Origin of the sequence: Mesorhizobium sp. CA14, assembly GCF_020165195.1 — a bacterium.
Taxonomy (GTDB): domain Bacteria; phylum Pseudomonadota; class Alphaproteobacteria; order Rhizobiales; family Rhizobiaceae; genus Mesorhizobium.
In genome coordinates this window covers 56,238-77,930 of record NZ_JAIUHR010000016.1, presented here as the reverse complement: position 1 = coordinate 77,930, position 21,693 = coordinate 56,238, and the positions used below count along the sequence as shown (strand labels likewise).

The 21,693-nt window shown below is 64.0% G+C and carries 23 protein-coding genes; 18 read left to right on the top strand and 5 right to left on the bottom strand.

Features of this window, described 5'->3' with window-relative positions:
- Window position 1: 1 nt before the first annotated feature.
- Complete coding sequence (gene hslV, locus LB565_RS17840) at window positions 2-553, bottom strand: ATP-dependent protease subunit HslV (RefSeq protein WP_040986886.1); 552 nt, start codon at window positions 551-553, stop codon at window positions 2-4.
- A 217-nt stretch (window positions 554-770) separates the two neighbouring features.
- Between hslV and hisB the strand changes: the two genes are divergently transcribed.
- From hisB to LB565_RS17785, 11 genes are all read left to right on the top strand, one after another.
- On the top strand, window positions 771-1,367 hold the full coding sequence (gene hisB, locus LB565_RS17835) for an imidazoleglycerol-phosphate dehydratase HisB (protein WP_224586221.1): 597 nt from the start codon (window positions 771-773) through the stop codon (window positions 1,365-1,367).
- A gap of 4 nt (window positions 1,368-1,371) precedes the next feature.
- Window positions 1,372-1,845, top strand: a complete 474-nt coding sequence (locus LB565_RS17830) for a DUF2628 domain-containing protein (RefSeq protein WP_224586219.1) — start codon at window positions 1,372-1,374, stop codon at window positions 1,843-1,845.
- A gap of 1 nt (window position 1,846) precedes the next feature.
- Window positions 1,847-2,497, top strand: coding sequence for an imidazole glycerol phosphate synthase subunit HisH (gene hisH, locus LB565_RS17825; RefSeq protein WP_224586217.1), 651 nt, complete (start codon window positions 1,847-1,849; stop codon window positions 2,495-2,497).
- Window positions 2,498-2,499: 2 nt separating this feature from the next.
- Complete coding sequence (locus LB565_RS17820) at window positions 2,500-2,790, top strand: DUF1330 domain-containing protein (RefSeq protein ID WP_224586215.1); 291 nt, start codon at window positions 2,500-2,502, stop codon at window positions 2,788-2,790.
- A gap of 3 nt (window positions 2,791-2,793) precedes the next feature.
- Window positions 2,794-3,540, top strand: a complete 747-nt coding sequence (gene hisA, locus LB565_RS17815) for a 1-(5-phosphoribosyl)-5-[(5-phosphoribosylamino)methylideneamino]imidazole-4-carboxamide isomerase (protein ID WP_224586213.1) — start codon at window positions 2,794-2,796, stop codon at window positions 3,538-3,540.
- Window positions 3,537-4,376, top strand: coding sequence for an arginase family protein (locus LB565_RS17810; protein ID WP_224586211.1), 840 nt, complete (start codon window positions 3,537-3,539; stop codon window positions 4,374-4,376). The genes hisA and LB565_RS17810 overlap by 4 nt, the downstream gene beginning before the upstream one ends.
- Window positions 4,376-5,167: an imidazole glycerol phosphate synthase subunit HisF gene (gene hisF / locus LB565_RS17805; RefSeq protein ID WP_263488530.1), complete on the top strand. Its 792-nt coding sequence runs from the start codon at window positions 4,376-4,378 to the stop codon at window positions 5,165-5,167. The genes LB565_RS17810 and hisF overlap by 1 nt, the downstream gene beginning before the upstream one ends.
- Window positions 5,168-5,176: 9 nt before the next feature.
- Window positions 5,177-5,500 carry a phosphoribosyl-ATP diphosphatase gene (locus tag LB565_RS17800; RefSeq protein ID WP_224586207.1) on the top strand — a complete coding sequence of 108 codons (324 nt, stop codon included), beginning with the start codon at window positions 5,177-5,179 and terminating at the stop codon, window positions 5,498-5,500.
- Window positions 5,501-5,581: 81 nt separating this feature from the next.
- Window positions 5,582-6,541 (top strand): type I pantothenate kinase, encoded by a 960-nt coding sequence (gene coaA / locus LB565_RS17795; RefSeq protein ID WP_224586205.1) that lies wholly within the window; start codon window positions 5,582-5,584, stop codon window positions 6,539-6,541.
- A 72-nt stretch (window positions 6,542-6,613) separates the two neighbouring features.
- Window positions 6,614-6,850 (top strand): hypothetical protein, encoded by a 237-nt coding sequence (locus tag LB565_RS17790; protein WP_224586203.1) that lies wholly within the window; start codon window positions 6,614-6,616, stop codon window positions 6,848-6,850.
- Window positions 6,828-8,774, top strand: coding sequence for a GtrA family protein (locus LB565_RS17785; protein ID WP_224586201.1), 1,947 nt, complete (start codon window positions 6,828-6,830; stop codon window positions 8,772-8,774). The genes LB565_RS17790 and LB565_RS17785 overlap by 23 nt, the downstream gene beginning before the upstream one ends.
- Before the next feature lie 44 nt (window positions 8,775-8,818).
- Here LB565_RS17785 and LB565_RS17780 read toward each other — a convergent pair whose 3' ends face one another.
- The 4 genes from LB565_RS17780 to LB565_RS17765 form a co-directional block, all read right to left on the bottom strand.
- On the bottom strand, window positions 8,819-9,994 hold the full coding sequence (locus LB565_RS17780; protein ID WP_224586303.1) for a glycosyltransferase family 87 protein: 1,176 nt from the start codon (window positions 9,992-9,994) through the stop codon (window positions 8,819-8,821).
- A gap of 110 nt (window positions 9,995-10,104) precedes the next feature.
- On the bottom strand, window positions 10,105-10,722 hold the full coding sequence (locus LB565_RS17775) for an alpha-ketoglutarate-dependent dioxygenase AlkB family protein (protein ID WP_224586199.1): 618 nt from the start codon (window positions 10,720-10,722) through the stop codon (window positions 10,105-10,107).
- A gap of 188 nt (window positions 10,723-10,910) precedes the next feature.
- Window positions 10,911-11,348 carry an alternative ribosome rescue aminoacyl-tRNA hydrolase ArfB gene (gene arfB, locus LB565_RS17770; protein ID WP_224586197.1) on the bottom strand — a complete coding sequence of 146 codons (438 nt, stop codon included), beginning with the start codon at window positions 11,346-11,348 and terminating at the stop codon, window positions 10,911-10,913.
- A gap of 83 nt (window positions 11,349-11,431) precedes the next feature.
- The gene (locus LB565_RS17765; protein ID WP_224586195.1) at window positions 11,432-13,042 is read right to left on the bottom strand and encodes a phosphoenolpyruvate carboxykinase; all 1,611 of its coding nucleotides are present in this window, start codon (window positions 13,040-13,042) and stop codon (window positions 11,432-11,434) included.
- A 341-nt stretch (window positions 13,043-13,383) separates the two neighbouring features.
- Here LB565_RS17765 and LB565_RS17760 point away from each other — a divergent pair, with 341 nt between their 5' ends.
- From LB565_RS17760 to LB565_RS17730, 7 genes are all read left to right on the top strand, one after another.
- On the top strand, window positions 13,384-14,085 hold the full coding sequence (locus LB565_RS17760) for a response regulator transcription factor (RefSeq protein ID WP_126063331.1): 702 nt from the start codon (window positions 13,384-13,386) through the stop codon (window positions 14,083-14,085).
- A gap of 146 nt (window positions 14,086-14,231) precedes the next feature.
- Window positions 14,232-16,016 (top strand): sensor histidine kinase, encoded by a 1,785-nt coding sequence (locus tag LB565_RS17755; protein WP_318012168.1) that lies wholly within the window; start codon window positions 14,232-14,234, stop codon window positions 16,014-16,016.
- Between the two features lie 14 nt (window positions 16,017-16,030).
- Window positions 16,031-16,492, top strand: a complete 462-nt coding sequence (locus LB565_RS17750; RefSeq protein ID WP_224586194.1) for an HPr kinase/phosphorylase — start codon at window positions 16,031-16,033, stop codon at window positions 16,490-16,492.
- A gap of 164 nt (window positions 16,493-16,656) precedes the next feature.
- Window positions 16,657-17,058, top strand: a complete 402-nt coding sequence (locus LB565_RS17745; protein ID WP_027166957.1) for a PTS sugar transporter subunit IIA — start codon at window positions 16,657-16,659, stop codon at window positions 17,056-17,058.
- Entirely contained in the window at window positions 17,055-17,351 is a 297-nt protein-coding gene (locus LB565_RS17740; RefSeq protein WP_224586192.1) for an HPr family phosphocarrier protein, read from the top strand. Before LB565_RS17745 ends, LB565_RS17740 begins: the two co-directional genes overlap by 4 nt.
- 165 nt (window positions 17,352-17,516) lie before the next feature.
- Entirely contained in the window at window positions 17,517-18,917 is a 1,401-nt protein-coding gene (gene ahcY / locus LB565_RS17735) for an adenosylhomocysteinase (protein WP_224586190.1), read from the top strand.
- Between the two features lie 190 nt (window positions 18,918-19,107).
- Window positions 19,108-21,687, top strand: a complete 2,580-nt coding sequence (locus LB565_RS17730) for a sensor histidine kinase (protein WP_224586187.1) — start codon at window positions 19,108-19,110, stop codon at window positions 21,685-21,687.
- The last annotated feature ends 6 nt before the right edge of the window (window positions 21,688-21,693 follow it).

Below are 21,693 nucleotides of genomic sequence, written 5' to 3'. Positions count from 1 at the left end.
TTCAAGCGGCATCGAGCGTTTCGACGACAAAATTGTTGTTGGTGTAGACGCAGATGTCGGACGCGATCTGCATAGCCTTGCGGGCGATCTCCTCGGCATCCTTGTCGGTGTCGATCAGCGCACGGGCCGCTGCCAGGGCGTAATTGCCGCCGGAACCAATGGCCATGACGCCATGTTCGGGCTCCAGCACGTCGCCATTGCCGGTCAGCGCCAGCGAGACAGACTTGTCGGCGACCAGCATCATGGCTTCCAGGCGGCGCAGATAGCGGTCGGTGCGCCAGTCCTTGGCGAGCTCGACGCAGGCGCGCGTCAGCTGGTCCGGATATTGTTCGAGCTTGGCTTCGAGCCGCTCGAGCAGGGTGAAGGCGTCGGCGGTAGCGCCGGCGAAGCCGGCAATGACGCTGCCGCCTTTGCCGATGCGGCGCACCTTGCGGGCGTTGCCCTTCATGATCGTCTGGCCGAGGCTGACCTGGCCGTCGCCGGCGATCACGACCTTATTGCCCTTGCGCACGCTTATGATGGTCGTGGCGTGCATGGTGAGTTCATTCGACATTTGAGCTCCGATGCGCGCTATCCCTTGAAAAGGCGATTGGCGCGGTACGAGTGAGTTTGATCGGCCATATGTATGCACAAGGCCAACGATTGCAAACCGCCCCTCGACCGAGGCAGATAGCGGCCGGAATGGCAACTGGCAATCGCCGGATCATGCTGGTAGAAGGCTTTCGTTTTCAAGCCCTGGCGCCTCCGAGCAGGGCAACAAGGACAAAACGATGACGCGTTCGGCCGAAGTCAGCCGCAAAACCAAGGAAACCGAGATTTCGGTCTCCGTCGATGTCGACGGCAAGGGAAAATCCGACATTTCGACCGGCGTCGGCTTCTTCGACCATATGCTCGACCAGCTGTCGCGGCATTCGCTGATCGACATGACGGTCAAGGCCAAGGGCGACCTGCATATCGACGACCACCACACGGTCGAGGACACCGGCATCGCGATCGGCCAGGCGCTGAGCAAGGCGCTTGGCGAGCGGCGCGGCATCATGCGCTATGCCTCGATCGACCTTGCCATGGACGAGACGCTGACCAGGGCGGCGATCGACGTCTCCGGCCGACCTTTCCTGGTCTGGGATGTCGGCTTCTCGTCGCCGAAGATCGGCACGTTCGACACGGAGCTGGTGCGGGAGTTCTTCCAGGCGCTGGCGCAGAATGCCGGCATCACGCTGCATGTGACCAACCACTACGGCGCCAACAACCATCACATTGCCGAAACCTGCTTCAAGGCAGTGGCGCGCAGCTTGCGCGCGGCACTGGAGCCCGATCCGCGCCAACCCGATGCTGTGCCGTCCACCAAGGGATCCCTGAAAGGTTAGCCCTATGGCGATCTATGTCGTGATGGCGCCGCCGGCCGGCAACAAAGCCGAGGACGTAAGTTTCGTGCGCGACAGCTTCACCTGGCTGGGTTTCCTGGTCGCGCCGCTCTGGCTCGCCTGGCACCGGATGTGGATCGAGGCGGCCCTGACCTTCATCGTCATGGCGATCCTGTCGGTGGCCGGCGAGAGGCTCGGGCTCGAAGGGACCGGATCGCTGCTCTCGCTGCTGGTCTCGCTCTATGTCGGCTTCGAAGGCCAGGGCCTGCGCATCGCCTCGCTGCGGCGGCGCGGCTGGCGCGAATGGGGCGTGATCGAGGCCGGCAATCTCGCCGATGCCGAGACGCGCCATGTGTTGGAAACCGGCGAAGAGAGCGAGGAGCAGCCATCCCTGCCGCGCATAGTACCGGATGCATCGCAGGCACGTCCGCCGCAGACAGGCATGGCGCTCGGCCTGACCCATACGCCTGGAAGGCCCTGAGATGCGGGTGGCCATCATCGATTACGGCTCGGGCAATCTGCGCTCGGCCACCAAGGCCTTCGAGCGCGCCGCGCATGAGGCGGGCCTTGCCGCGACGATCGAGCTGACGGCCGATGCCGAGCGCGTGCGTTCCGCCGACCACATCGTGCTGCCGGGCGTCGGCGCCTATGCCGACTGCGCCGCCGGCCTGCATGCGGTGCCGGGGATGTGGGAGGCGGTGGAAGAGGTCGCGCTTCGTAAAGGGCGGCCTTTCCTCGGTATCTGCGTCGGCATGCAACTGATGTCGCAACGCGGGTTGGAGAAGACCGTCACCAATGGCCTCGGCTGGATCGCCGGCGACGTCAAGGAGATCCAGCCCTCCGATCCGGCGCTGAAGATCCCGCAGATCGGCTGGAACACGATCGAACTCCAACGCAAGCACCCGCTGTTTTCCGGCATCGAGACCGGCCCGAAGGGGCTGCACGCCTATTTCGTCCATTCTTATCATCTGGACGCGAAGAATTCCGGCGAAGTGCTGGCGACGACCGACTATGGCGGCGCGGTGACGGCGGCGGTGGCGCGCGACAACCTTGCCGGTACGCAGTTCCATCCCGAGAAGAGCCAGGCGCTCGGTCTGGCGCTGATCACCAATTTCCTGAAATGGAGGCCCTGAAATTGAGCAGGAAGGGCTATTGGATGGCGATGATCGATGTCCGCGATCCGGATGTCTGCAAACAGTATATCGAGGCGAATGCGGTCGCCTTTGCGAAATACGGCGCGAAGTTCGCGGTTCGCGCGGGCCGCTACGCGAGTCCGGAAGGAGCGACCGGCAACCGTCACGTGCTGGTGGAGTTCGAGTCCTACGACAAAGCGATCGAATGCTGTCATTCGCCTGAATATCGGCACGCCTCGAAGTTCCGGCTCGCCGCTTCGGCCGGCCATTTCGTCATCGTCGAGGGCGCCTGACCCATGATCCTGTTTCCGGCGATCGACCTCAAGGACGGCCAATGCGTGCGCCTGAAGCACGGCGACATGGCCACCGCGACCATCTACAACGACGACCCCGCCGCACAGGCCAAGGCCTTCGAGGATCAGGGTTTCGAGTGGCTGCATGTCGTCGACCTCAACGGCGCCTTCAAAGGCCAGAGCGTCAATAGCGCGGCGGTGGGCGCCATCCTGAAGGCGACGAAGAACCCGGTGCAGCTCGGCGGCGGCATCCGCACCCTGCCGCAGATCGAGGACTGGCTGGATCGCGGCCTCGCCCGCGTCATCCTCGGCACGGTCGCGGTGCGCGAGCCGGAGCTGGTCAAACAAGCCTGCGAGGCTTTTCCCGGCAAGGTCGCCGTCGGCATCGACGCCAAGGGTGGCAAGGTGGCGGTCGAAGGCTGGGCCGAGGCCTCTGAGCTCGGCGTAATCGAGCTCGCCAAGAAATTCGAGGGCGCGGGTGTCGCCGCCATCATCTATACCGATATCGACCGCGACGGCGTGCTTTCCGGTATCAATTGGGATTCGACGATCAGCCTCGCCGAGGCGGTGTCCATTCCGGTGATCGCATCCGGCGGCCTCGCCTCGATCGCCGATATCGTGCGCATGACCATGCCCGATGCGCGAAAACTCGAAGGCGCGATCTCCGGCCGCGCCCTATATGACGGCCGTATCGACCCGGCCGAGGCACTGGCGATCCTGCGCGGCGAGCGGGCGGAGGCAAGAGCGTGAACATTTCGATCATCCTGGCAGCCTATGACAGCGGCCATTTCCACGGCGGCTGCGGCCAGGGCCCGGACGCGCTGATCTCCGGCGGGCTGGCCGAGGCGCTGAAGCTCGCCGGCCACGATGTCGAGGTGAGCGACATCGGCAAGGTGGTCGAGGACGAAGAAGAGCGCGAGATCGGCACCGGATTTGCCGTCTGCAATGCCGTTTCGGGCGAAGTCCGCATGGCGCTCGACAGGAAACGGTTTCCAATCGTGCTGGCCGGCAACTGCCTGACGGCCGCCGGCGCCGTGGCAGGTGCCGGCGCCGACGCCATCATCTGGGCCGACCAGCATGGCGACCTCAACACGCCGGAAAGCACCACAACGGGCTTTCTCGACGGCATGGCACTGGCGACCGTGCTGGGTCTCTGCTGGCGATCGATGGCGGCGCAGATCCCGGGCTTCAAGCCGGTCGATCCGGCGCGTTGCGTTCTGGTCAATGCGCGCGACCTCGACAGCGCGGAAAAGGAACTGCTGGAGAAGCTGCCGATCATCCGGACCGAATGCCTGGACTGGAAGAGCGCGGCGCAAAGGCTGAAGGCCGACGGTGCACGCCAGGTCCACATGCATGTCGATCTCGACGTGCACGACCCCGAGAAGCTGCAGGCCAATCGCTACACCACGCCCGGCGGTCCGGCGCCGGAGCAGATACGTACCGCCATGTGCGGCCTCGCCGGGCCGCTCGCCATCGCCGGGCTCACCATCTCCGCCTACGATCCGGCCTTCGATCCCAGGGGGGACGTGCCGCCGCTGGTCGGCGCGCTGGTGGTCGACCTGCTCTCGACGCTGGAGGGCAAGTGATGCTCAAGGCCCGCGTCATCCCCTGCCTCGACGTCAAGAACGGCCGCGTGGTCAAAGGCGTCAATTTCGTCGATCTCGTCGATGCCGGCGACCCCGTCGAGGCCGCCAAGGCGTATGATGCTGCCGGCGCCGACGAGCTCTGCTTCCTTGACATCACCGCATCGTCCGACAACCGCGAGACGATCTTCGATGTGGTCGCCCGTACGGCCGAGCAGTGCTTCATGCCGCTCACCGTGGGCGGCGGCGTGCGCCAGGTGGCCGACATCCGCAAGCTGCTCCTGGCCGGCGCCGACAAGGTATCGATCAACACGGCGGCGGTGAAGAACCCGGATTTCGTCGCGGAAGCGGCCAACAAGTTCGGCAACCAGTGCATCGTCGTGGCGATCGACGCCAAGAAGGTGTCGGCGGCGGACGAGGCCGACCGCTGGGAGATCTTCACCCATGGCGGGCGGGAGAAGACGGGCATCGACGCCGTCGACTTCGCACGGCGCATGGTCGAGCGCGGCGCCGGCGAGATCCTTTTGACCTCGATGGACCGCGACGGCACCAAGGCGGGCTACGACCTTGCGCTTACCCGGGCGATTGCCGACGCGGTGCGCGTGCCGGTGATCGCATCGGGCGGCGTCGGAACGCTCGATCACCTGGTCGACGGCATCCGCGACGGCCATGCGGGCGCGGTGCTTGCCGCCTCGATCTTCCATTTCGGCACCTACACAATCGCCGAAGCCAAGGCGCATATGGCCAGGGCGGGCCTGCCGATGCGGCTGGACTCGGCCGTCCAGCGGGCTTAAACGACTGTTATGGCAGACTTTTCGCTCGCCGATCTGGAAACGATCATCCACCAGCGCGCCCATTCCGGCGACGCGCAATCGTGGACGGCGAAGCTGTTCGCCAAGGGCATGGACAAAGCGGCGCAGAAGCTCGGCGAAGAAGCGGTCGAGACCGTGATCGCCGCCATCCGCGGCGACAGGCAGGCGCTCGTTTCGGAAAGTGCCGATCTTCTGTATCATTGGCTGGTCGTGCTCGGCATAGCGGGCGTCCCGCTTGACGACGTGCTGAAGGAGCTCGAGGGCCGCACCAGCCGCTCGGGCATTGCCGAAAAGGCAGCCCGATCAAAGGATTGAAAGAAACGGGATAGCGCATGATGTCGCCCGAAAACCGCTTCACACTTTTCGGCATCATGCTTTAGGAGGGCAGGAAACCCGATGGACCAGCTGGCTCCGACCGAGAAGTACTCCCCGTTTCGATTCTTCTCTGCCGAGCAATGGTCGCAGTTCCGCGCCGACACGCCGCTGACGCTCACCGGGGACGAGATCGACCGGCTGCGCTCGCTCAACGACCCGGTCGACCTCGAAGAGGTCAAGCGCATCTACCTCTCGCTTTCCCGGCTGCTTTCGGCGCATGTCGAGGCGAGCCAGCTGCTGTTCAGGCAGCGCCAGGCCTTCTTCAAGGCGCAGGACGTCACCAAGACACCCTTCATCATCGGCATCGCCGGCTCGGTCGCGGTCGGCAAGTCGACCACGGCGCGCGTATTGAAGGAGCTCCTGGCGCGCTGGCCGTCGAGCCCGAAGGTCGACCTCATCACCACCGACGGCTTCCTCTTGCCAAACGAGATCCTGCGCCGCGAGAACCTCATGGAGCGTAAGGGTTTCCCGGAGAGCTACGACGTCGGCGCGCTGCTCAGGTTCCTGTCCGGCATCAAGTCGGCGCAAGGCAGCGTCCGGGCGCCGGTCTATTCGCACCTGACCTATGACGTCATTCCGGGCGAGTTCGTCACCATCGACCGGCCGGACATCCTGATCTTCGAAGGCATCAACGTCTTGCAGCCGGGCAAGCTGCCGAAGGACGGCAAGATCGTGCCGTTCCTGTCCGACTTCTTCGATTTCGCCATCTATATCGATGCCGACGAGAAGCTGATCCATCAATGGTACATCCAGCGTTTCATGCGGCTGCGCGAAACCGCCTTCCGCAATCCGGACTCCTTCTTCCACCGCTATTCGCAGCTTTCGCAGGATGCCGCGCGCGCCATCGCGGAGGGGCTCTGGGCCAACATCAACCTGAAGAATCTGCGCGAGAACATCCTGCCGACCAGGGCGCGGGCCGATCTCATCCTGCGCAAGGGCACCAAACACCTGGTCGAAGAAGTGGCGTTAAGGAAATTGTGACCCCTTAACGGCGCCTTAGGCAATCGCGATTAGCGTTGCCAGCCAAACTCCAGCGGGTGTGGGAGGCAACCGGTGATCAACGCGGGCAATGCCGCCGGCCGCAAAGCCCTTCGTTGTGCCTTCGACGAGGCCGCCGTGCTGATCGGCAGGCACAAAGCCGGCCGATTGTTGAAGGCCGCCAGGCTTAGCGGAATCAAAGGCAGGCACCTCCTGTTGCTTCCTTTCGCCAACGCTGTCGCACGCAGGGCCGAAAGCTGGGTTTCGCGCCTGCCACCAGGAGCGCACTATGTTTGCAGCGGCCGCGTCTGACCTGTTGGCAAGCCGTCGACCGATCCGGTTTCTGGTGACCGGCATTGGCGCGACGCTGCTCTATGCTTTGCTTGCCGCGGCATTTTCGACAACGATAAGCCCGGCCCTGGCTTCGGTACTCGCCTACGCTCTGGCCGCGACCTTCTCCTATGCCGGGCACAAATACTTCAACGGTGCGCACCGCCGTGACGCGCCGCGCTTTGCGGTGCTGACGCTGGTCGGCCTGGCGATGTCCTTCGTGCTCCCGGTCACGCTGTCGGAAAGGCTTGCCCTGCCAGCGTGGATACCCATCGCGCTGACCTGCCTGCTCATTTCGCTCATCAATTATGTGGTGATTCGCCATTGGGTTTTTGGAAAGGCTCTCGCCGAGCCGGGGAGTGCCCTCCGGATGAAGGTGTTGCAGGAGCGCCTGCAAGCGATACCACTACTCCTGACCTTGCTTGTGGCCGGCTACGCAGCCTGGCTGGCCGTTGCCATCGTGCCGACCAATGTCGACGTTTCATGGTTGCTGGTCGTGTGCGATCGGCTGCTGAACGGCGAGCATCTGCAAACCGACATCGTGGAGATCAATCCGCCATTCTCCGTCTGGATGTACATGCCGTTCATGTTCCTGGAGCGGCTAACCGGTGGCCGCGCCGAACTCTGGTTGATCCTGGGCGTGATCGGCCTCGCGCTGGCAAGCCTTGCGTTTTCCGCCCGCATCCTGGCGCGTGCCGACCCGGTCTATTTTAAACCTCGTTTCATTTGGGCCTTCCCCGCGGCGTTTCTGCTGATCGTCTGTTTCCACCCCGGTGAATTCGGGCAGCGCGAGCATTTCGCCATCATAGCGATCCTGCCCTGGATTGCGCTGCAATGCGCCCGCCAGCGCGCATCCGACTTCGCGGCGGGCTCGAGACTGGATCAAATGCTCGCGGGCGTGTGCGCCGCCATCGTGGTCATGGTCAAGCCGCCGCATTTCGCCCTTGCCTTTGCCCTGCCGGCGGCCTGGCTGGCCATCCAGCGTCGTTCCCTCAAGCCATTGCTTGTCCCGGAAAACATCGCCGGAGCGGCGATCGTCGCGTTCTATGTTGTCTACATCGCCGTGTTCGACACACAGTTCATTACCGAGATCCTGCCTTTGGCGAGAGACGTGTACCTGCCCGCACGGGAGCCGCTTCTGGCGTTGCTGGACTGGCCCAAGATACTCATCCTTCTGACGATTGCGACGGTGCTTCTGGCTGACGGCTTCCAGCGTATGCGTTGGGACGCAAAAATCCCGCTTCTCGCCGCATTTGGACTGCTTCCCGCCTTCCTGATCATGGGCAAGGGCTGGCCTAACCATGCCATGCCCATGATTGTTCTCGGCACCCTTGCGTTTGGCATGCAACTCCTGCATGGCGAGAGTCCGGGCAGATTGAAGCCCATCGGCAAAACGGCCGCCATTTTCGGCTGCTTTCTGGTGCTGCAGCTGACGGCCAAAATTCAATGGTTTATACTGACCAATGACAATAGCCCGCTGGAACGCTCCATCGCTTCAATTCAACAGGTCGACCGCAACCCGACGATCGTCTCGCTCGCGGCAAGGCTGCAAGTGGCACATCCGCTCTCGCGACGGGTCGGCGGCCATTTCGTCTCGCGATATCCGTCGGCATCGATGGTTTTCGATGCCGACAAGCTTGCCGAAACAGGCAACGATCCGCAGCTCAGACGCCGGCTCGCCGATATACGCGATCGCATGATTGGACAACTAGCCGACGAGATCGCGACCAAGAGACCGGATATCGTGCTCTATGGCGACGAGACCGGACCAGACTGGGGCAATCTCATGCTGCGCAATCCAAGGATCGCACTCGAATTGCAGCAATACAGCGTCCTGCACGAGGAGCCGGGGACAAGGGTGTATTTCCGCAAGGATTTCGCTGCCGGCGGTGAAACGGCGAAATAAACGCCGAACCGCTGCAGGACGCTGCTCCAGCCTTGGCCACCGTTCTATGTCGCGGCAGGCTCCCTGCCCATTTCAGACCTGCGGTTTCGGGCCAGTATCGAAATCAGCATCCAAGCGCAGAGCGAGAGCGGCACCAGAACACCAACGAAAAACCCGACATTGTTCAAGATATGCGCGAAAAAGGGATAGAGCCAACATAGCGCGAGAAGAAGCCGGGGCGGTCTTGACGCCATTGTGAACAGCATGGCGACCGCGACCGCGACACCGATCATGTCGTAGGTGTAGCCGTAGGGCGTGGCAAGGATTGCAAGGACAGCGGTAAGCGCCACGCGTTCCTGATGCCGGACCCGGCGCGCCGGCCACCAAAGCCAGACCGCCGCGGCGATGGAAGCGATGGTCGCGATCGCCTGCGCACCATAGGCCGCGGCCAGCCCAAAGCCGCTTACCCTCGCCGTGAAGAACACCGTGACCGCGTTGTAGTGGTAGGGCTGCGGATAAGGTGCTTCCATGATCGCCGTCATCAAGGGACGGGTTTCGGTCAGGAACAGGCGCCAGACATCGAAGCCGAAGAACAGGCCGGTGGCGAGGGCGATCACGACCGTAGTCGCGACGGCGGCGAACATAGCCCGCCAGTTGCCGCTGGCGAGCAGGCAGAAGGGCACCAGAATGCCGATATGCGGCTTGATCGTCAGCAGGCCGAACAGGATACCGGCCAATGCGGGACGCCGGGGCGCCAGCGCGAGACCGCCGATCAGCAGAGCTGTCGTCAACGCGCCGTTCTGGCCGAACACCGAGTTCCAGATGACGGCGGGACTCAAGACGATCGCCAGTTCCACCGCAATCCCGAGCCTCAGCGGTCGGATTGCCAGCCACAGACACAGAACGGTTCCAACCGTCCAGATCAGATAGGCAGGCAGGATCGGCAGGGTTGCAAGCGGAACGCCGAGCAAGAGAATGCTCGGCGGATAGCTCCATTCCTGATTTGGAAGATCGGGCGAGAACATGGCGCGCAGCGCGGCGCGGTAGGCATCCACGTCAAAAAGGACGGCTACGTGGCCTTCCATGGCCATGCGGGAGCCGGCCCAGAGATTGGTGAAATCCCAATAGGGAAGCTTGTGCGAGAGCAGCGACAAGCCATCGGGACGATAGGCCCACAATGTGCGCAGGTAAAACTCGGCCATCCAGAAGCCGATCACCGTCACGATGGTCACGGTGGCCACGTCCAAGAGGCGTCGGATCCTGATTCGGCTCGGTTCCATGGCAATCCCGGCTGTCGCGCTCTTCTTAGGCTTTTGTCCTTAAGATCGCGTTGCCCCGGCGCCAGGCGTGCTCAGCCAGGCACCGTCACCCGCCGCAACGTCAGATTGATGCGGCCGCCATTCTTCAGCAGCGCCGATGTCGCGGGATAGATACGGTCGACGCCGTGGAAGGCGAGGCGCCCTTCGCCGCCGAGCACGACGATGTCGCCGCTCTTCAGCCTGAACGACTTGGTGCCGCCTTCGCGCCTGTCCTGGCCGACCCGGAACAGGCAGTCGTCGCCCAGCGAGACCGACACCACCGGCGCGTCAAAATCCTGCTCGTCGCGGTCCTGATGCAGGCCCATTTTGGCATCCGCCGCATAGAAGTTGACCAGGCAGGCCTCGGGCGGATGCGGATAGGCCGAAACCTCGCGCCACACTTTCAGCAAGGCCTCCGGGATCGGCGGCCACGGCTCGCCCGTCACCGGATGTGTCGGTTGGTAGCGATAGCCGCGCTCCTTGTCGGTGACCCAGCCAAGCGCGCCGCAATTGGTCATGCGCACGCTCATCTCCTTGCCGGTGCGCGGCATGGCCGGCACGTAGAGCGGTGCGGCCTGCACGACGCGCCTGATCTCCTCGACCAGCGCTTCCTGCGCCGGGCGCGCGAGGTAACCCGGCATATGGCGGACGCCTTTGGGCAGAACGAGCATGGGTCGACCCGTTTTATCCGCAGAGTCGGATGATTTCAGGTCGAATCGACCTTAAATCATCCGACTCTAAATCAAAGAGATAGAGCATGATGTCGTCCGAAAACCGCTTCACGCTTTTCCGCATCATGCTCTAAGCCATGCCATCCTTCAAAAAAGCCGGCGACCCGAAAACTGCGGCTTTGGCAGGATCAGTCGCTTTCCACACGACCGCGCAGCTTTTTCACCGTCGACCGGCCTGCCTTGCTCTTGAGGCGGCGCTCCACGGCGCCTTTGGACGGCCTGGTCTTCTTGCGCGGCGGCGGTGGCGGCTCGGCCGCCTTGGCGATCAACACCGTCAGCCGCGACCGCGCGTCGGCGCGGTTCTGCTCCTGGGTGCGGAAGCGGCCGGCCTCGATGACGATGACGCCGTCCTTGGTGGCGCGCTGACCGGCTAGCTTGAGGGCGCGCTCGCGCACGCGCTCGGACAGGCCGGATGCGTTCGCCGCGTCGAAGCGCAGCTGTACGGCGGTCGCCACCTTGTTGACGTTCTGGCCGCCCGGGCCGGAGGAACGGATGAAGTCCTCATGCAGGTCGCCAGGACGGATAATCGCTTCGCCGCTGATGATGATGTCGTCGTCGCTCGCCATGCGCGCAGTCATGGCGCGGCGGCGGCAAAAAGAAAAGGCCCGGCGCAAGCCAGGCCCTGGGGGAAAGGTATTAGCGGTGATTGCTATTCAGCCGCTTCCTGCAGACGCGGCGCAGCGCCCAGGATGGTGGCGTCGACGTGACGTTCGAACTTCTCGAAATTGGTCGCGAACATGTTGACCAGCTTCGCGGCCTGGCGGTCATAGGCAGCCTTGTCGGCCCAGGTCGAGCGCGGGTCGAGAATGGCGCCGTCGACGCCCGGAACCGCCACCGGCACCTCGAAGCCGAAATTGGCGTCGGTGCGGAACTCGGCCGACTTCAACGAACCGTCGAGCGCGGCGCCCAGCAAGGCGCGCGTCACCTTGATCGGCATCCGGCGGCCGGTGCCATAGGCGCCTCCGGTCCATCCGGTGTTGACCAGCCAGCAGTCGACGCCATGGCTGGCGATGAGCTCGCGCAGCAGGTTGCCGTATTCGGACGGATGGCGCGGCATGAACGGGGCGCCGAAACAGGTCGAAAAGGTCGCCTCCGGCTCGGTGACGCCCTTTTCCGTGCCGGCAACCTTGGCGGTATAGCCCGAAAGGAAGTGGTACATCGCCTGCGCCGGCGTCAGCCTGGCGATCGGCGGCATGACGCCGAAGGCATCGGCGGTCAGCATGATGATGTTCTTCGGGTGACCGGCGCGGCCGGTCTTCGACGCGTTGGGGATGAAATCCAGCGGATAGGCGCAGCGCGTGTTTTCGGTGAGGCTGCCGTCATTGAAGTCCGGAACGCGGCCGGCGTCGAGCACGACGTTCTCCAGCACCGTGCCGAAGCGCTGCGTGGTGGCGAAGATTTCCGGCTCCGCCTCGGCCGAGAGCCTGATCGTCTTGGCGTAGCAGCCGCCCTCGAAATTGAAGATGCCGTGCGGACCCCAGCCATGCTCGTCGTCGCCGATCAGCGTGCGCGACGGATCCGCGGAGAGCGTGGTCTTGCCGGTGCCGGACAGGCCGAAGAACACCGCCGCGTCGCCGTCCGGCCCCTCATTGGCCGAGCAGTGCATCGGCATCACGCCCTTTGCCGGCAGCAGATAGTTCAGTATGGTGAAGACCGATTTCTTCATCTCGCCGGCATAGGAGGTGCCGCCGATCAGCACGATCTGGCGGGTGAGATCGACCGCAATCACCGTTTCGGTGCGGGTGCCGTGACGCGCCGGATCGGCGCGGAAGGAGGGCAGGTCGATGATCGTCATCTGCGGCACGAAACGCTCGAGCTCCGCGGCTTCGGGACGGATCAGGAGATTACGGATGAATAGCGAATGCCAGGCGAATTCGGTGACGACCCGGGTCGGCAGCTTCAGATCGGCGTCGGCGCCGCCGACGAGGTCCTGCACGTAGAGGTCCTTGCCGGCTGCATGTGCCCGGAAATCGGCAAGCAGCGTCTCGAACTCACCCGGCGACATCGCCTTGTTGTTGTCCCACCAGACATGCGGACCGGTCGCCTCATCGCGCACGACGAATTTGTCCTTCGGCGAACGGCCGGTGTGCTGGCCGGTCTCGGCGACCAGCGCGCCCCGCGCGGTCAACCGTGCCTCGCCGCGCCGGATCGCTTCCTCATAGAGTTCGGCCGCGCCGAAATTGTAGCGCACCATGCCCGTGGTCTTCAGGCCGATCGCGTCGATGGCGCAGTCGGGGTTGCGTTTGCCGGCTTCCGACATCAAATTTCCTCTCTGGATTTGGCCGCATGTGACGGGAGATTTCCCGGAGCCCCGCACAGGGCTGCCAAGTTCAGAACCAGAAAAGCCGAATGATATCAAATCATTAATCGATTTAAAAAATTTGAAAGTTGTTTAAATCGTTTATATGTGCAAAAAACCATAGAGGTTGCCCAAAGGATTGGCAGGCTCGGTTCGTCCAATCCCACTGTGGGTGCGATCGTGTGTAGCGGCAGGCCGCCCGTGACTTCGGCCAGGGGCCGTGCCACATTTTGTACCCAATTTGTCCTGCAAAAGCCCCTTCTCGACGACAGAAGGGACAGCTCATGAGGGAGCCGCTTGAAATGGCAACAATCGCGCTTGTCGACGACGACCGCAACATTCTGACTTCGGTGTCGATCGCGCTCGAGTCCGAGGGCTATCGGGTCGAAACCTACACCGATGGCGCGTCGGCGCTGGAAGGCCTGGCGGCGCGGCCGCCTAATCTTGCCATCCTCGACATCAAGATGCCGCGCATGGACGGCATGGAGCTGTTGCGCCGCATGCGCCAGAAGTCGGACCTGCCGGTGATCTTTCTGACGTCGAAGGACGACGAGATCGACGAGTTGTTCGGTCTCAAGATGGGTGCCGACGACTTCATCCGCAAACCGTTCTCGCAGCGCCTCCTTGTCGAGCGCGTGCGCGCGGTGCTGCGCCGCACCAGCGCCCGCGAGGCGGCGGCCAAGGCGCCCACCCAGCAGGCCCGCTCCCTCGAACGCGGCCAGCTGGTGATGGACCAGGAGCGGCACACCTGCACCTGGAAGGGCGAGCCGGTGACGCTGACGGTGACCGAGTTCCTCATCCTGCATTCGCTGGCGCAGCGCCCCGGCGTGGTAAAAAGCCGTGATGCGCTGATGGATTCGGCCTATGATGAACAGGTCTATGTCGACGACCGCACCATCGACAGCCACATCAAGCGGCTGCGCAAGAAGTTCAAGGCCGTCGACGACGACTTCGAGATGATCGAAACCCTTTACGGGGTCGGATACCGGTTCCGCGAGGCATGAGATAGGCAGTAGGCAGTAGGGAATAGTCAGTAGTCAGTTTCGAACGATGCGAGCGGCCACTCGTGCATAGCCGCGGTCAGCCAACCATTGTTCCTACTGCCTACTGCCTGCTCACTACTCACTAATTAGGCAGGGCCTGCTATTCGATGGCAGTGGAAGTAGAGCGAGGCAGACGGGCGGGCGCGGCAAGGCGACCGCCGCGGATCGTGCCCGCCTTCGTGTCGAAAATCACGGTGCCGATGCGCCGCTTTCTCGGCCATCACATCTTCTCCAGCCTGACGCGGCGCATCCTGTTCCTCAACATGGCCGGCCTCGCTGTGCTGGTCACTGGCATCCTCTATCTCAACACCTTCCGCGACGGGCTGATCGACGCGCGCGTCGAAAGCCTGATGACGCAGGGCGAGATCATCGCCGGCGCGATCGCCGCTTCGGCGACCGTCGAGACCGACTCGATCAGCATCGACCCGGAAAAGCTGCTGGAACTGCAGGCCGGCGAGAGCCTTGGACCGGGCTCCGACCAGCTCGACAATCTCGATTTCCCGATCAATCCGGAACGCGTCGCGCCGGTGCTCAGGCGCTTGATCTCGCCGACGCGCACACGCGCCCGCATCTATGACCGCGACGCCAATCTGCTGCTCGATTCGCGGCACCTCTATTCGCGCGGCCAGATCCTGCGCTACGATCTGCCGCCGGTCGAGGACGAGCAGCCGGACCTCCTGGAACGGGTCGAGAAATTCATCTTCGATTTCTTCCGCAACAAGGACCTGCCGGTCTATCACGAGCAGCCCGGCGGCAATGGCGCGGCCTTCCCGGAAGTGGTCAAGGCGCTGACCGGCAGCCCCTCGACCATCGTGCGGGTGAGCGAGCAGGGCGAGCAGATCGTCTCCGTCGCGGTGCCGATCCAGCGCTTCCGCGCCGTGCTCGGCGTCTTGATGCTGTCCACCGAAGGCGGCGACATCGACAAGATCGTCGCGGCCGAGCGCAAGGCGATTCTGCGCGTGTTCGGGGTGGCGGCTCTCGTCACCGCGATCCTGTCGTTGCTTCTGGCATCCACCATCGCCAATCCGCTGCGCCGGCTTTCCGCCGCCGCCGTCAGAGTGCGGCGCGGCGTCAAGAGCCGCGAGGAAATCCCCGATTTTTCCGATCGTCAGGACGAGATCGGCAATTTGTCCATTGCCGTGCGCGACATGACGAATGCACTGTATGCAAGAATCGAGGCGATCGAGAGCTTTGCGGCCGATGTGTCGCATGAGCTGAAGAACCCGCTGACGTCGCTGCGCAGCGCGGTCGAGACGCTGCCTTTGGCGAAAAACGATACGTCTCGAGCGCGTCTGATGGACATCATCCAGCACGACGTGAAGCGGCTCGACCGGCTGATCACCGACATCTCCGACGCATCGCGGCTCGACGCCGAGCTTGCGCGCGACGACGCGACGACGGTCGACCTGAAGAAGTTCATCACCGACCTCGTCGCCGTGTCGCGCGAGACCACGCGCAACAAGAAGGCAGTCGAGATCGAGTTCAAGGCGGCAAAGCTGCCGGCCGGCGCTAAAGGCTTCTTCGTTGTCGGCCACGACCTCCGGATCGGCCAGGTCATCACCAATCTGATCGAGAACGCGCGCTCCTTCGTGCCCGACGAGCACGGGCATATCGCGATCTCATTGGCTCGCGCGGGCAAGTTCAACATCATCACCGTCGACGACAACGGTCCGGGGATCCGGGCCGAAACGATCGACCGCATCTTCGAGCGCTTCTACACCGACCGGCCGGCCGGCGAGGCATTCGGCCAGAACTCCGGCCTCGGGCTGTCGATCAGCCGGCAGATCGTCGAGGCGCATGGCGGCACGCTGACGGCCGAGAACATCCCCGGCACCAAGCCCGGCGAGATCAAGGGCGCGCGTTTCGTGGTGACGCTGCCCGCGGAAGGCTGATCGCCGAGCCGAACATGCCGGACACCGCCACGAAACCTCGCAACATCCATGGAACGGCCCTCCTGATCGGCGAGCATGGCGTGCTGATCACCGGCCCGTCCGGCTCCGGCAAGACGACGCTGGCGCTGGCGCTTATCGATCATTGCCGCACCCGCGGCATGTTTTCCCGGCTGGTCGGCGACGACCAGTTGTTTGCGACCGCGCATGGCGGCCGGCTGGTGTGCCGCGCGCCGCCCACCATCGCCGGACTCTGCGAGGTGCACGGCATCGGGCCGCGGCCGCTGGCCTTCGAGCCGGCCGCCGTGGTCGATCTGGTGGTTCGGCTTGTCGAACCGGCCGACATGGCGCGTCTGCAGGACGAAGCCGCAGAGACGACTGCCGGATGCCGGCTGCCCCGCATCGACGTCGTTCGGCAAAATGTCGCCGCCGCGCTGCCCATGCTGATGGCGCGGCTGTCGATCCAGCCTTTTTCGTGATCCGCCCGGGGTTTTTTGTTGCGATGCGTCAAAATGGCCCGGACCGCCGCAATTTTGGGCTTGTCAACCGGCCGTGCGTCGACAAGATAGCGCTCCCGCCGCCTGGAATGGCTGGCGAACATAAGATACGCCTGTGAAGCGGCGATGACGGGAGCCACCAGAGAATGATCGGACTCGTGCTCGTGACGCACGGTCAACTCGCCACCGAGTTCCGGCATGCCGTAGAGCATGTCGTCGGGCCGCAAGACAATTTCGAAACCGTGGCGATCGGCGCCGACGACGACATGGAGCAGCGCCGGGCCGACATCGTCGACGCGGTGGCGCGCGTCGACACCGGCGCCGGCGTCATCGTGCTCACCGACATGTTCGGCGGCACACCCTCCAACCTCGCTATCTCGGTGATGGAATCCGGCCGCACCGAGGTCATCGCCGGCATGAACCTGCCGATGCTGATCAAGCTCTCCTCGATCCGCAAGGGCGACAACATGGCCGCCGCGCTCGACGAAGCGCAGGCGGCGGGCCGCAAATACATCAACGTCGCCAGCCAGCTCCTGAGCAGCAAATGAACGCATCGGCGCCGCGGACGGACGAGGTTGTGCGGGAGTTCCCGATCATCAATCAGCGCGGCCTGCATGCGCGCGCTTCGGCCAAGTTCGTCCAGGTCGCCAGCGGCTTCGACGCCACCATCCATGTCGAGAAGGACGGCGTGAAGGTCGGCGGCACATCGATCATGGGCCTGATGATGCTGGCGGCGAGCCCGGGCTATTCGATCCGCGTCATCGCCAGCGGCCCTGAGGCCGTGCCGGCCATGGACGCGCTGGAGCAGCTGGTCGCCTCGCGTTTCGGCGAGGAAATCTGATCGCGCAACGCTCGTATCTTACGCTCTCAAGACATGCGCGCATAAAGATTTCTTTATGTCCCATTGTCGTATGGCGACCGATCTGCTAGTCAGGCCGGCAACCGCGCTCTCCCACGCGCCTCCCGGCGCCGGCGCGCCTGAGAAAAATCACACCGGAGCACTGCCATGACGGGTAGCAAGGACTATGTGATCGCCGACATCTCGCTTGCCGGCTGGGGCCGCAAGGAGATCGAGATCGCCGAAACCGAAATGCCGGGTCTGATGGCCTGCCGCGAGGAGTTCGGCGCCAAGCAGCCGCTGAAAGGCGCGCGCATCACCGGCTCGCTGCATATGACCATCCAGACGGCGGTTCTGATCGAGACGCTGAAGGCGCTGGGCGCCGACATCCGCTGGGCCTCCTGCAACATCTTCTCGACGCAGGATCATGCCGCGGCGGCCATCGCCGAGGCCGGCGTCCCGGTCTTCGCCATCAAGGGCGAGTCACTCGAGGATTACTGGGACTACACCGACCGCATCTTCCAGTGGACCGATGGCGGCACCTCCAACATGATCCTGGACGATGGCGGCGACGCCACCATGTACATCCTGCTCGGCGCGCGCGCCGAGGCCGGCGAGGACGTGCTGTCCAATCCCGGCAGCGAGGAGGAAGAGATCCTGTTCGCCCAGATCAAGAAGCGCCTGAAGGCCTCGCCCGGCTTCTTTACCAAGCAGCGCGAAGCAATCCGCGGCGTCACCGAGGAGACCACCACCGGCGTCAACCGCCTCTACCAGCTGCAGAAGAAGGGCCTGCTGCCCTTCCCGGCAATCAACGTCAACGATTCCGTCACCAAGTCGAAATTCGACAACAAATATGGCTGCAAGGAATCGCTGGTCGACGGCATCCGCCGCGGCACCGACACGATGATGGCCGGCAAGGTCGCGGTGGTCTGCGGTTACGGCGACGTCGGCAAGGGCTCGTCGGCCTCGCTGCGCGGCGCCGGCGCCCGCGTCAAGGTCACCGAGGTCGACCCGATCTGCGCGCTGCAGGCGGCCATGGACGGCTATGAGGTGGTGACGCTGGAAGACGCCGCCCCCACGGCCGACATCGTCATCACCACCACCGGCAACAAGGACGTCGTCACGCTCGACCATATGCGGGCGATGAAGGACATGGTGATCGTCGGCAATATCGGCCACTTCGACAATGAGATCCAGGTCGCGTCGCTGCGCAATTTGAAATGGACCAACGTGAAGCCGCAGGTCGACCTGATCACTTTCCCGGACGGCAAGCGGATGATCCTTCTGTCTGAAGGGCGCCTGCTCAACCTCGGCAACGCCACTGGACATCCGAGCTTCGTCATGTCGGCTTCGTTCACCAACCAGGTGCTGGCGCAGATCGAGCTTTTCACCAAGCATGGCCAGTATCAGAACCAGGTCTATGTACTGCCCAAGCACCTCGACGAGAAGGTGGCGCGGCTGCATCTCGACAAGCTCGGCGCCAAGCTGACGGAGCTTTCCGGCGAACAGGCCGCCTATATCGGCGTGACGCCGCAGGGCCCGTACAAGCCGGAACACTACCGCTATTAACCAAAGCGAAATTATCTACCAGATATTGAAGCCGGGTGGTTGACTTTCCGTCCGGCTTTATTTTTTGCGCCAATGATTCTTCACGCCGATTTCGGCAGGCGTTATTGTTGTGATTCGCGGTCCGGGGACATATTGGGCCGGGGACGCATTCAGGGCGGTCTTGCATTCAAGCGGCGAAGAGGACCAAGACATGCCGGGGGATTACCCGCCACGCGCGGGAAAGGCCGTTTCCGGCGGCCATAGGGATTCGAACGAGGCCGGCCCCGCCGTGAGCGGCGGCGGTTTTCGCGCCGGCTTGCGGCTGGCCTCGCTTCTTGCCACCTCGGCGCTTGCCGGCCCGCTGCTTGCCTTTGCCGCCCAAGCCGAGACAGGCATTCCGGGAAAGGTCGCGGCACCGGTCGATACCGTCGAGGTCATGCAGCTCGCGATGTTCGTCGGCGTCATGGGTGCCGCCATGGTCTCGGCGATCTTTCTGATCCGCGAGCGTGCCCGCACCGCCTCGCAGAACGTCCAGCTCAGGGCCCGCATCGCGGACGTCAACGCGGCTCTGCAGCGTTCCGAAGCGCTGCTCAACCTGCGCGACCAGCGGCTGATCGTCTGGACAACGGACAACAAGAAGCCCGAGCTCATCGGCAGCCTGCCGCTGGAAAGCGGCGCGCCCGACGACAGGTCCGCCTTCCTCGCCTTCGGCCGTTGGCTCATGCCGCGCTCGGCGGCGGCGCTGGAGCACGCGGTCGCCGCGCTGCGCGAACAGGCGAAGGCCTTCGACCTGGTCATCGAAACACAGGCCGGCGTGCCGCTGGAGGTGCATGGCCGCAAGAGCGCGGCGCATGTGCTGGTGCGCTTCGTGTCGCTTTCGGAGACGCTGCGCAACCAGGCCAGGCTGAAGATCGAGAACCAGCGGCTCAGCGCAGAATACGACACCCTGGTCGGCCTGCTCGACGCGTTGAAGATGCCGACATGGCTGCGCGCCGCGGATGGGCGATTGCAGTGGGTCAACCGCGCCTATGCCGAGGCGGTGGAGGCCGAAAGCCCGGCGGCGGCCGTGCGCGACGCCAAGGAATTCCTTGGCGGCCAGGCGCGCGAGCAGATCGCCGAGCAGCACAAGACGCGACCAGTCTTCGAACAGACGCTTTCCACCGTGATCGAAGGCGACCGCCGCATGTTCGCGGTCACCGACTTCGCCGGCGCCGACGGCTCGGCGGGGCTTGCCTGCGACACAAGTGCGGCCGAGACGATCCGCGCCGAACATGAGCGGACCGTGCGCAGCCATGCCGACACGCTCGACCAGTTGAACACCGCTGTGGCGATCTTCGACACCGAGGAAAAGCTGCGCTTCTTCAACCAGGCTTTCCAGAAGCTTTGGGGCCTCGACTCGGGCTTCCTGCTCAGCGCTCCTTCCAACACGCTGCTGCTCGACCGGTTGCGCAGCGAAGGCAGGATCGCCGAGCAGCCGGAATGGCGGCGCTGGAAGGAGAACCTGCTCAGCGCCTATCGTGCCGTCGAACCGCAGGAGCATTGGTGGCACCTGCCGGACCGCAAGACGATCCGCGTCGTGGCGAACCCGCAGCCGAAGGGCGGCGTCACCTGGGTGTTCGAGAACCTGACCGAGAAGATGGACCTCGAAAGCCGGTACCAGACCGCCGTGCGCGTGCAGGGCGAGACGCTGGACAATCTCGCCGAGGGCGTGGTCGTGTTCGGTCCGGACGGGCGGCTGCGGCTGTCCAATCCGGCCTTCGTCGCGCTGTGGGGGTTGACGGCGGAAGCGGTCAAGCCGAACGTCCATGTATCGGCGATCCGCGACCTGTGCGATCAGCGTGCGGCGAACAGCCCGTGGGGCGGCTTCGTCGCCGCGGTCACCGGCTTCGACGACGAGCGCCGCGACCGCCGCGGCCAGATCGAGTTGATGAACGGCGACGTGCTGAGCTACGCGGTGATCCACCTGCCCAACGGCCAGGTGATGATAACCTTCGTCGACGTCACCGACACCGTCAATGTCGAACGGGCACTGAAGGACAGGAACGAGGCGTTGGAGAAATCCGACCAGCTGAAGAATGAATTCGTGCAGCACGTGTCCTATGAGCTGCGCTCGCCGCTGACCAACATCATCGGCTTCACCGAGCTTCTGTCGCTGCCCGCGACCGGGCCGCTGACGCCGAAGCAGCGCGAATATGTCGAGCATGTCGGCTCGTCGTCATCGGTGCTGCTCACCATCGTCAACGATATACTCGACCTGGCGACCGTCGATGCCGGCATCATGCAGCTCGACATCTCCGAAATGAACGTCGACCGGACGATCGCCGCGGCCGCCGAGCTGGTAGCCGACCGGCTGGACGAGCATCAAATCAAGCTCGAGATCGATGCAGCGGGGGCGCCGGCGAGCTTCCATGGCGATGAGACCCGTATCCGCCAGATCCTCTACAACCTGCTCAGCAACGCGGCGAATTACGCGCCGGAGGCAAGCACGATCCGGCTCACCTGCCGCCGGCTGGCCGACGGTGTCGAGTTCTCGGTGCATGACGACGGCCCCGGCATGCCGCCCGATGTGCTGGAATCGGTCTTCCGCCGCTTTGAGCCGCGCACCAATGGCGGGCGGCGGCGCGGCGCGGGGCTCGGGCTCTCGATTGTCAAGAGCTTCGTCGAACTGCATGGTGGAACCGTGCGCATCGAGACCGGCAAGGACAAGGGCACCACGGTGATCTGCACCTTCCCGGACAAGCCTTCCGGAATCCCCGATACGCCGGCGGGCATCCGCGACGCGGCCGAGTAGCGCGCA

Bases quoted from the DNA above. Each gene is read 5' to 3' on its own strand.
- hslV (WP_040986886.1), bottom strand. From the start codon at position 553: ATGTCGAATGAACTCACCATGCACGCCACGACCATCATAAGCGTGCGC.
- hisB (WP_224586221.1), top strand. From the start codon at position 771: ATGACGCGTTCGGCCGAAGTCAGCCGCAAAACCAAGGAAACCGAGATT.
- LB565_RS17830 (WP_224586219.1), top strand. From the start codon at position 1,372: ATGGCGATCTATGTCGTGATGGCGCCGCCGGCCGGCAACAAAGCCGAG.
- hisH (WP_224586217.1), top strand. From the start codon at position 1,847: ATGCGGGTGGCCATCATCGATTACGGCTCGGGCAATCTGCGCTCGGCC.
- hisA (WP_224586213.1), top strand. From the start codon at position 2,794: ATGATCCTGTTTCCGGCGATCGACCTCAAGGACGGCCAATGCGTGCGC.
- hisF (WP_263488530.1), top strand. From the start codon at position 4,376: ATGCTCAAGGCCCGCGTCATCCCCTGCCTCGACGTCAAGAACGGCCGC.
- LB565_RS17800 (WP_224586207.1), top strand. From the start codon at position 5,177: ATGGCAGACTTTTCGCTCGCCGATCTGGAAACGATCATCCACCAGCGC.
- coaA (WP_224586205.1), top strand. From the start codon at position 5,582: ATGGACCAGCTGGCTCCGACCGAGAAGTACTCCCCGTTTCGATTCTTC.
- LB565_RS17785 (WP_224586201.1), top strand. From the start codon at position 6,828: ATGTTTGCAGCGGCCGCGTCTGACCTGTTGGCAAGCCGTCGACCGATC.
- LB565_RS17775 (WP_224586199.1), bottom strand. From the start codon at position 10,722: ATGCTCGTTCTGCCCAAAGGCGTCCGCCATATGCCGGGTTACCTCGCG.
- arfB (WP_224586197.1), bottom strand. From the start codon at position 11,348: ATGGCGAGCGACGACGACATCATCATCAGCGGCGAAGCGATTATCCGT.
- LB565_RS17765 (WP_224586195.1), bottom strand. From the start codon at position 13,042: ATGTCGGAAGCCGGCAAACGCAACCCCGACTGCGCCATCGACGCGATC.
- LB565_RS17760 (WP_126063331.1), top strand. From the start codon at position 13,384: ATGGCAACAATCGCGCTTGTCGACGACGACCGCAACATTCTGACTTCG.
- LB565_RS17755 (WP_318012168.1), top strand. From the start codon at position 14,232: ATGGCAGTGGAAGTAGAGCGAGGCAGACGGGCGGGCGCGGCAAGGCGA.
- LB565_RS17750 (WP_224586194.1), top strand. From the start codon at position 16,031: ATGCCGGACACCGCCACGAAACCTCGCAACATCCATGGAACGGCCCTC.
- LB565_RS17745 (WP_027166957.1), top strand. From the start codon at position 16,657: ATGATCGGACTCGTGCTCGTGACGCACGGTCAACTCGCCACCGAGTTC.
- LB565_RS17740 (WP_224586192.1), top strand. From the start codon at position 17,055: ATGAACGCATCGGCGCCGCGGACGGACGAGGTTGTGCGGGAGTTCCCG.
- ahcY (WP_224586190.1), top strand. From the start codon at position 17,517: ATGACGGGTAGCAAGGACTATGTGATCGCCGACATCTCGCTTGCCGGC.
- LB565_RS17730 (WP_224586187.1), top strand. From the start codon at position 19,108: ATGCCGGGGGATTACCCGCCACGCGCGGGAAAGGCCGTTTCCGGCGGC.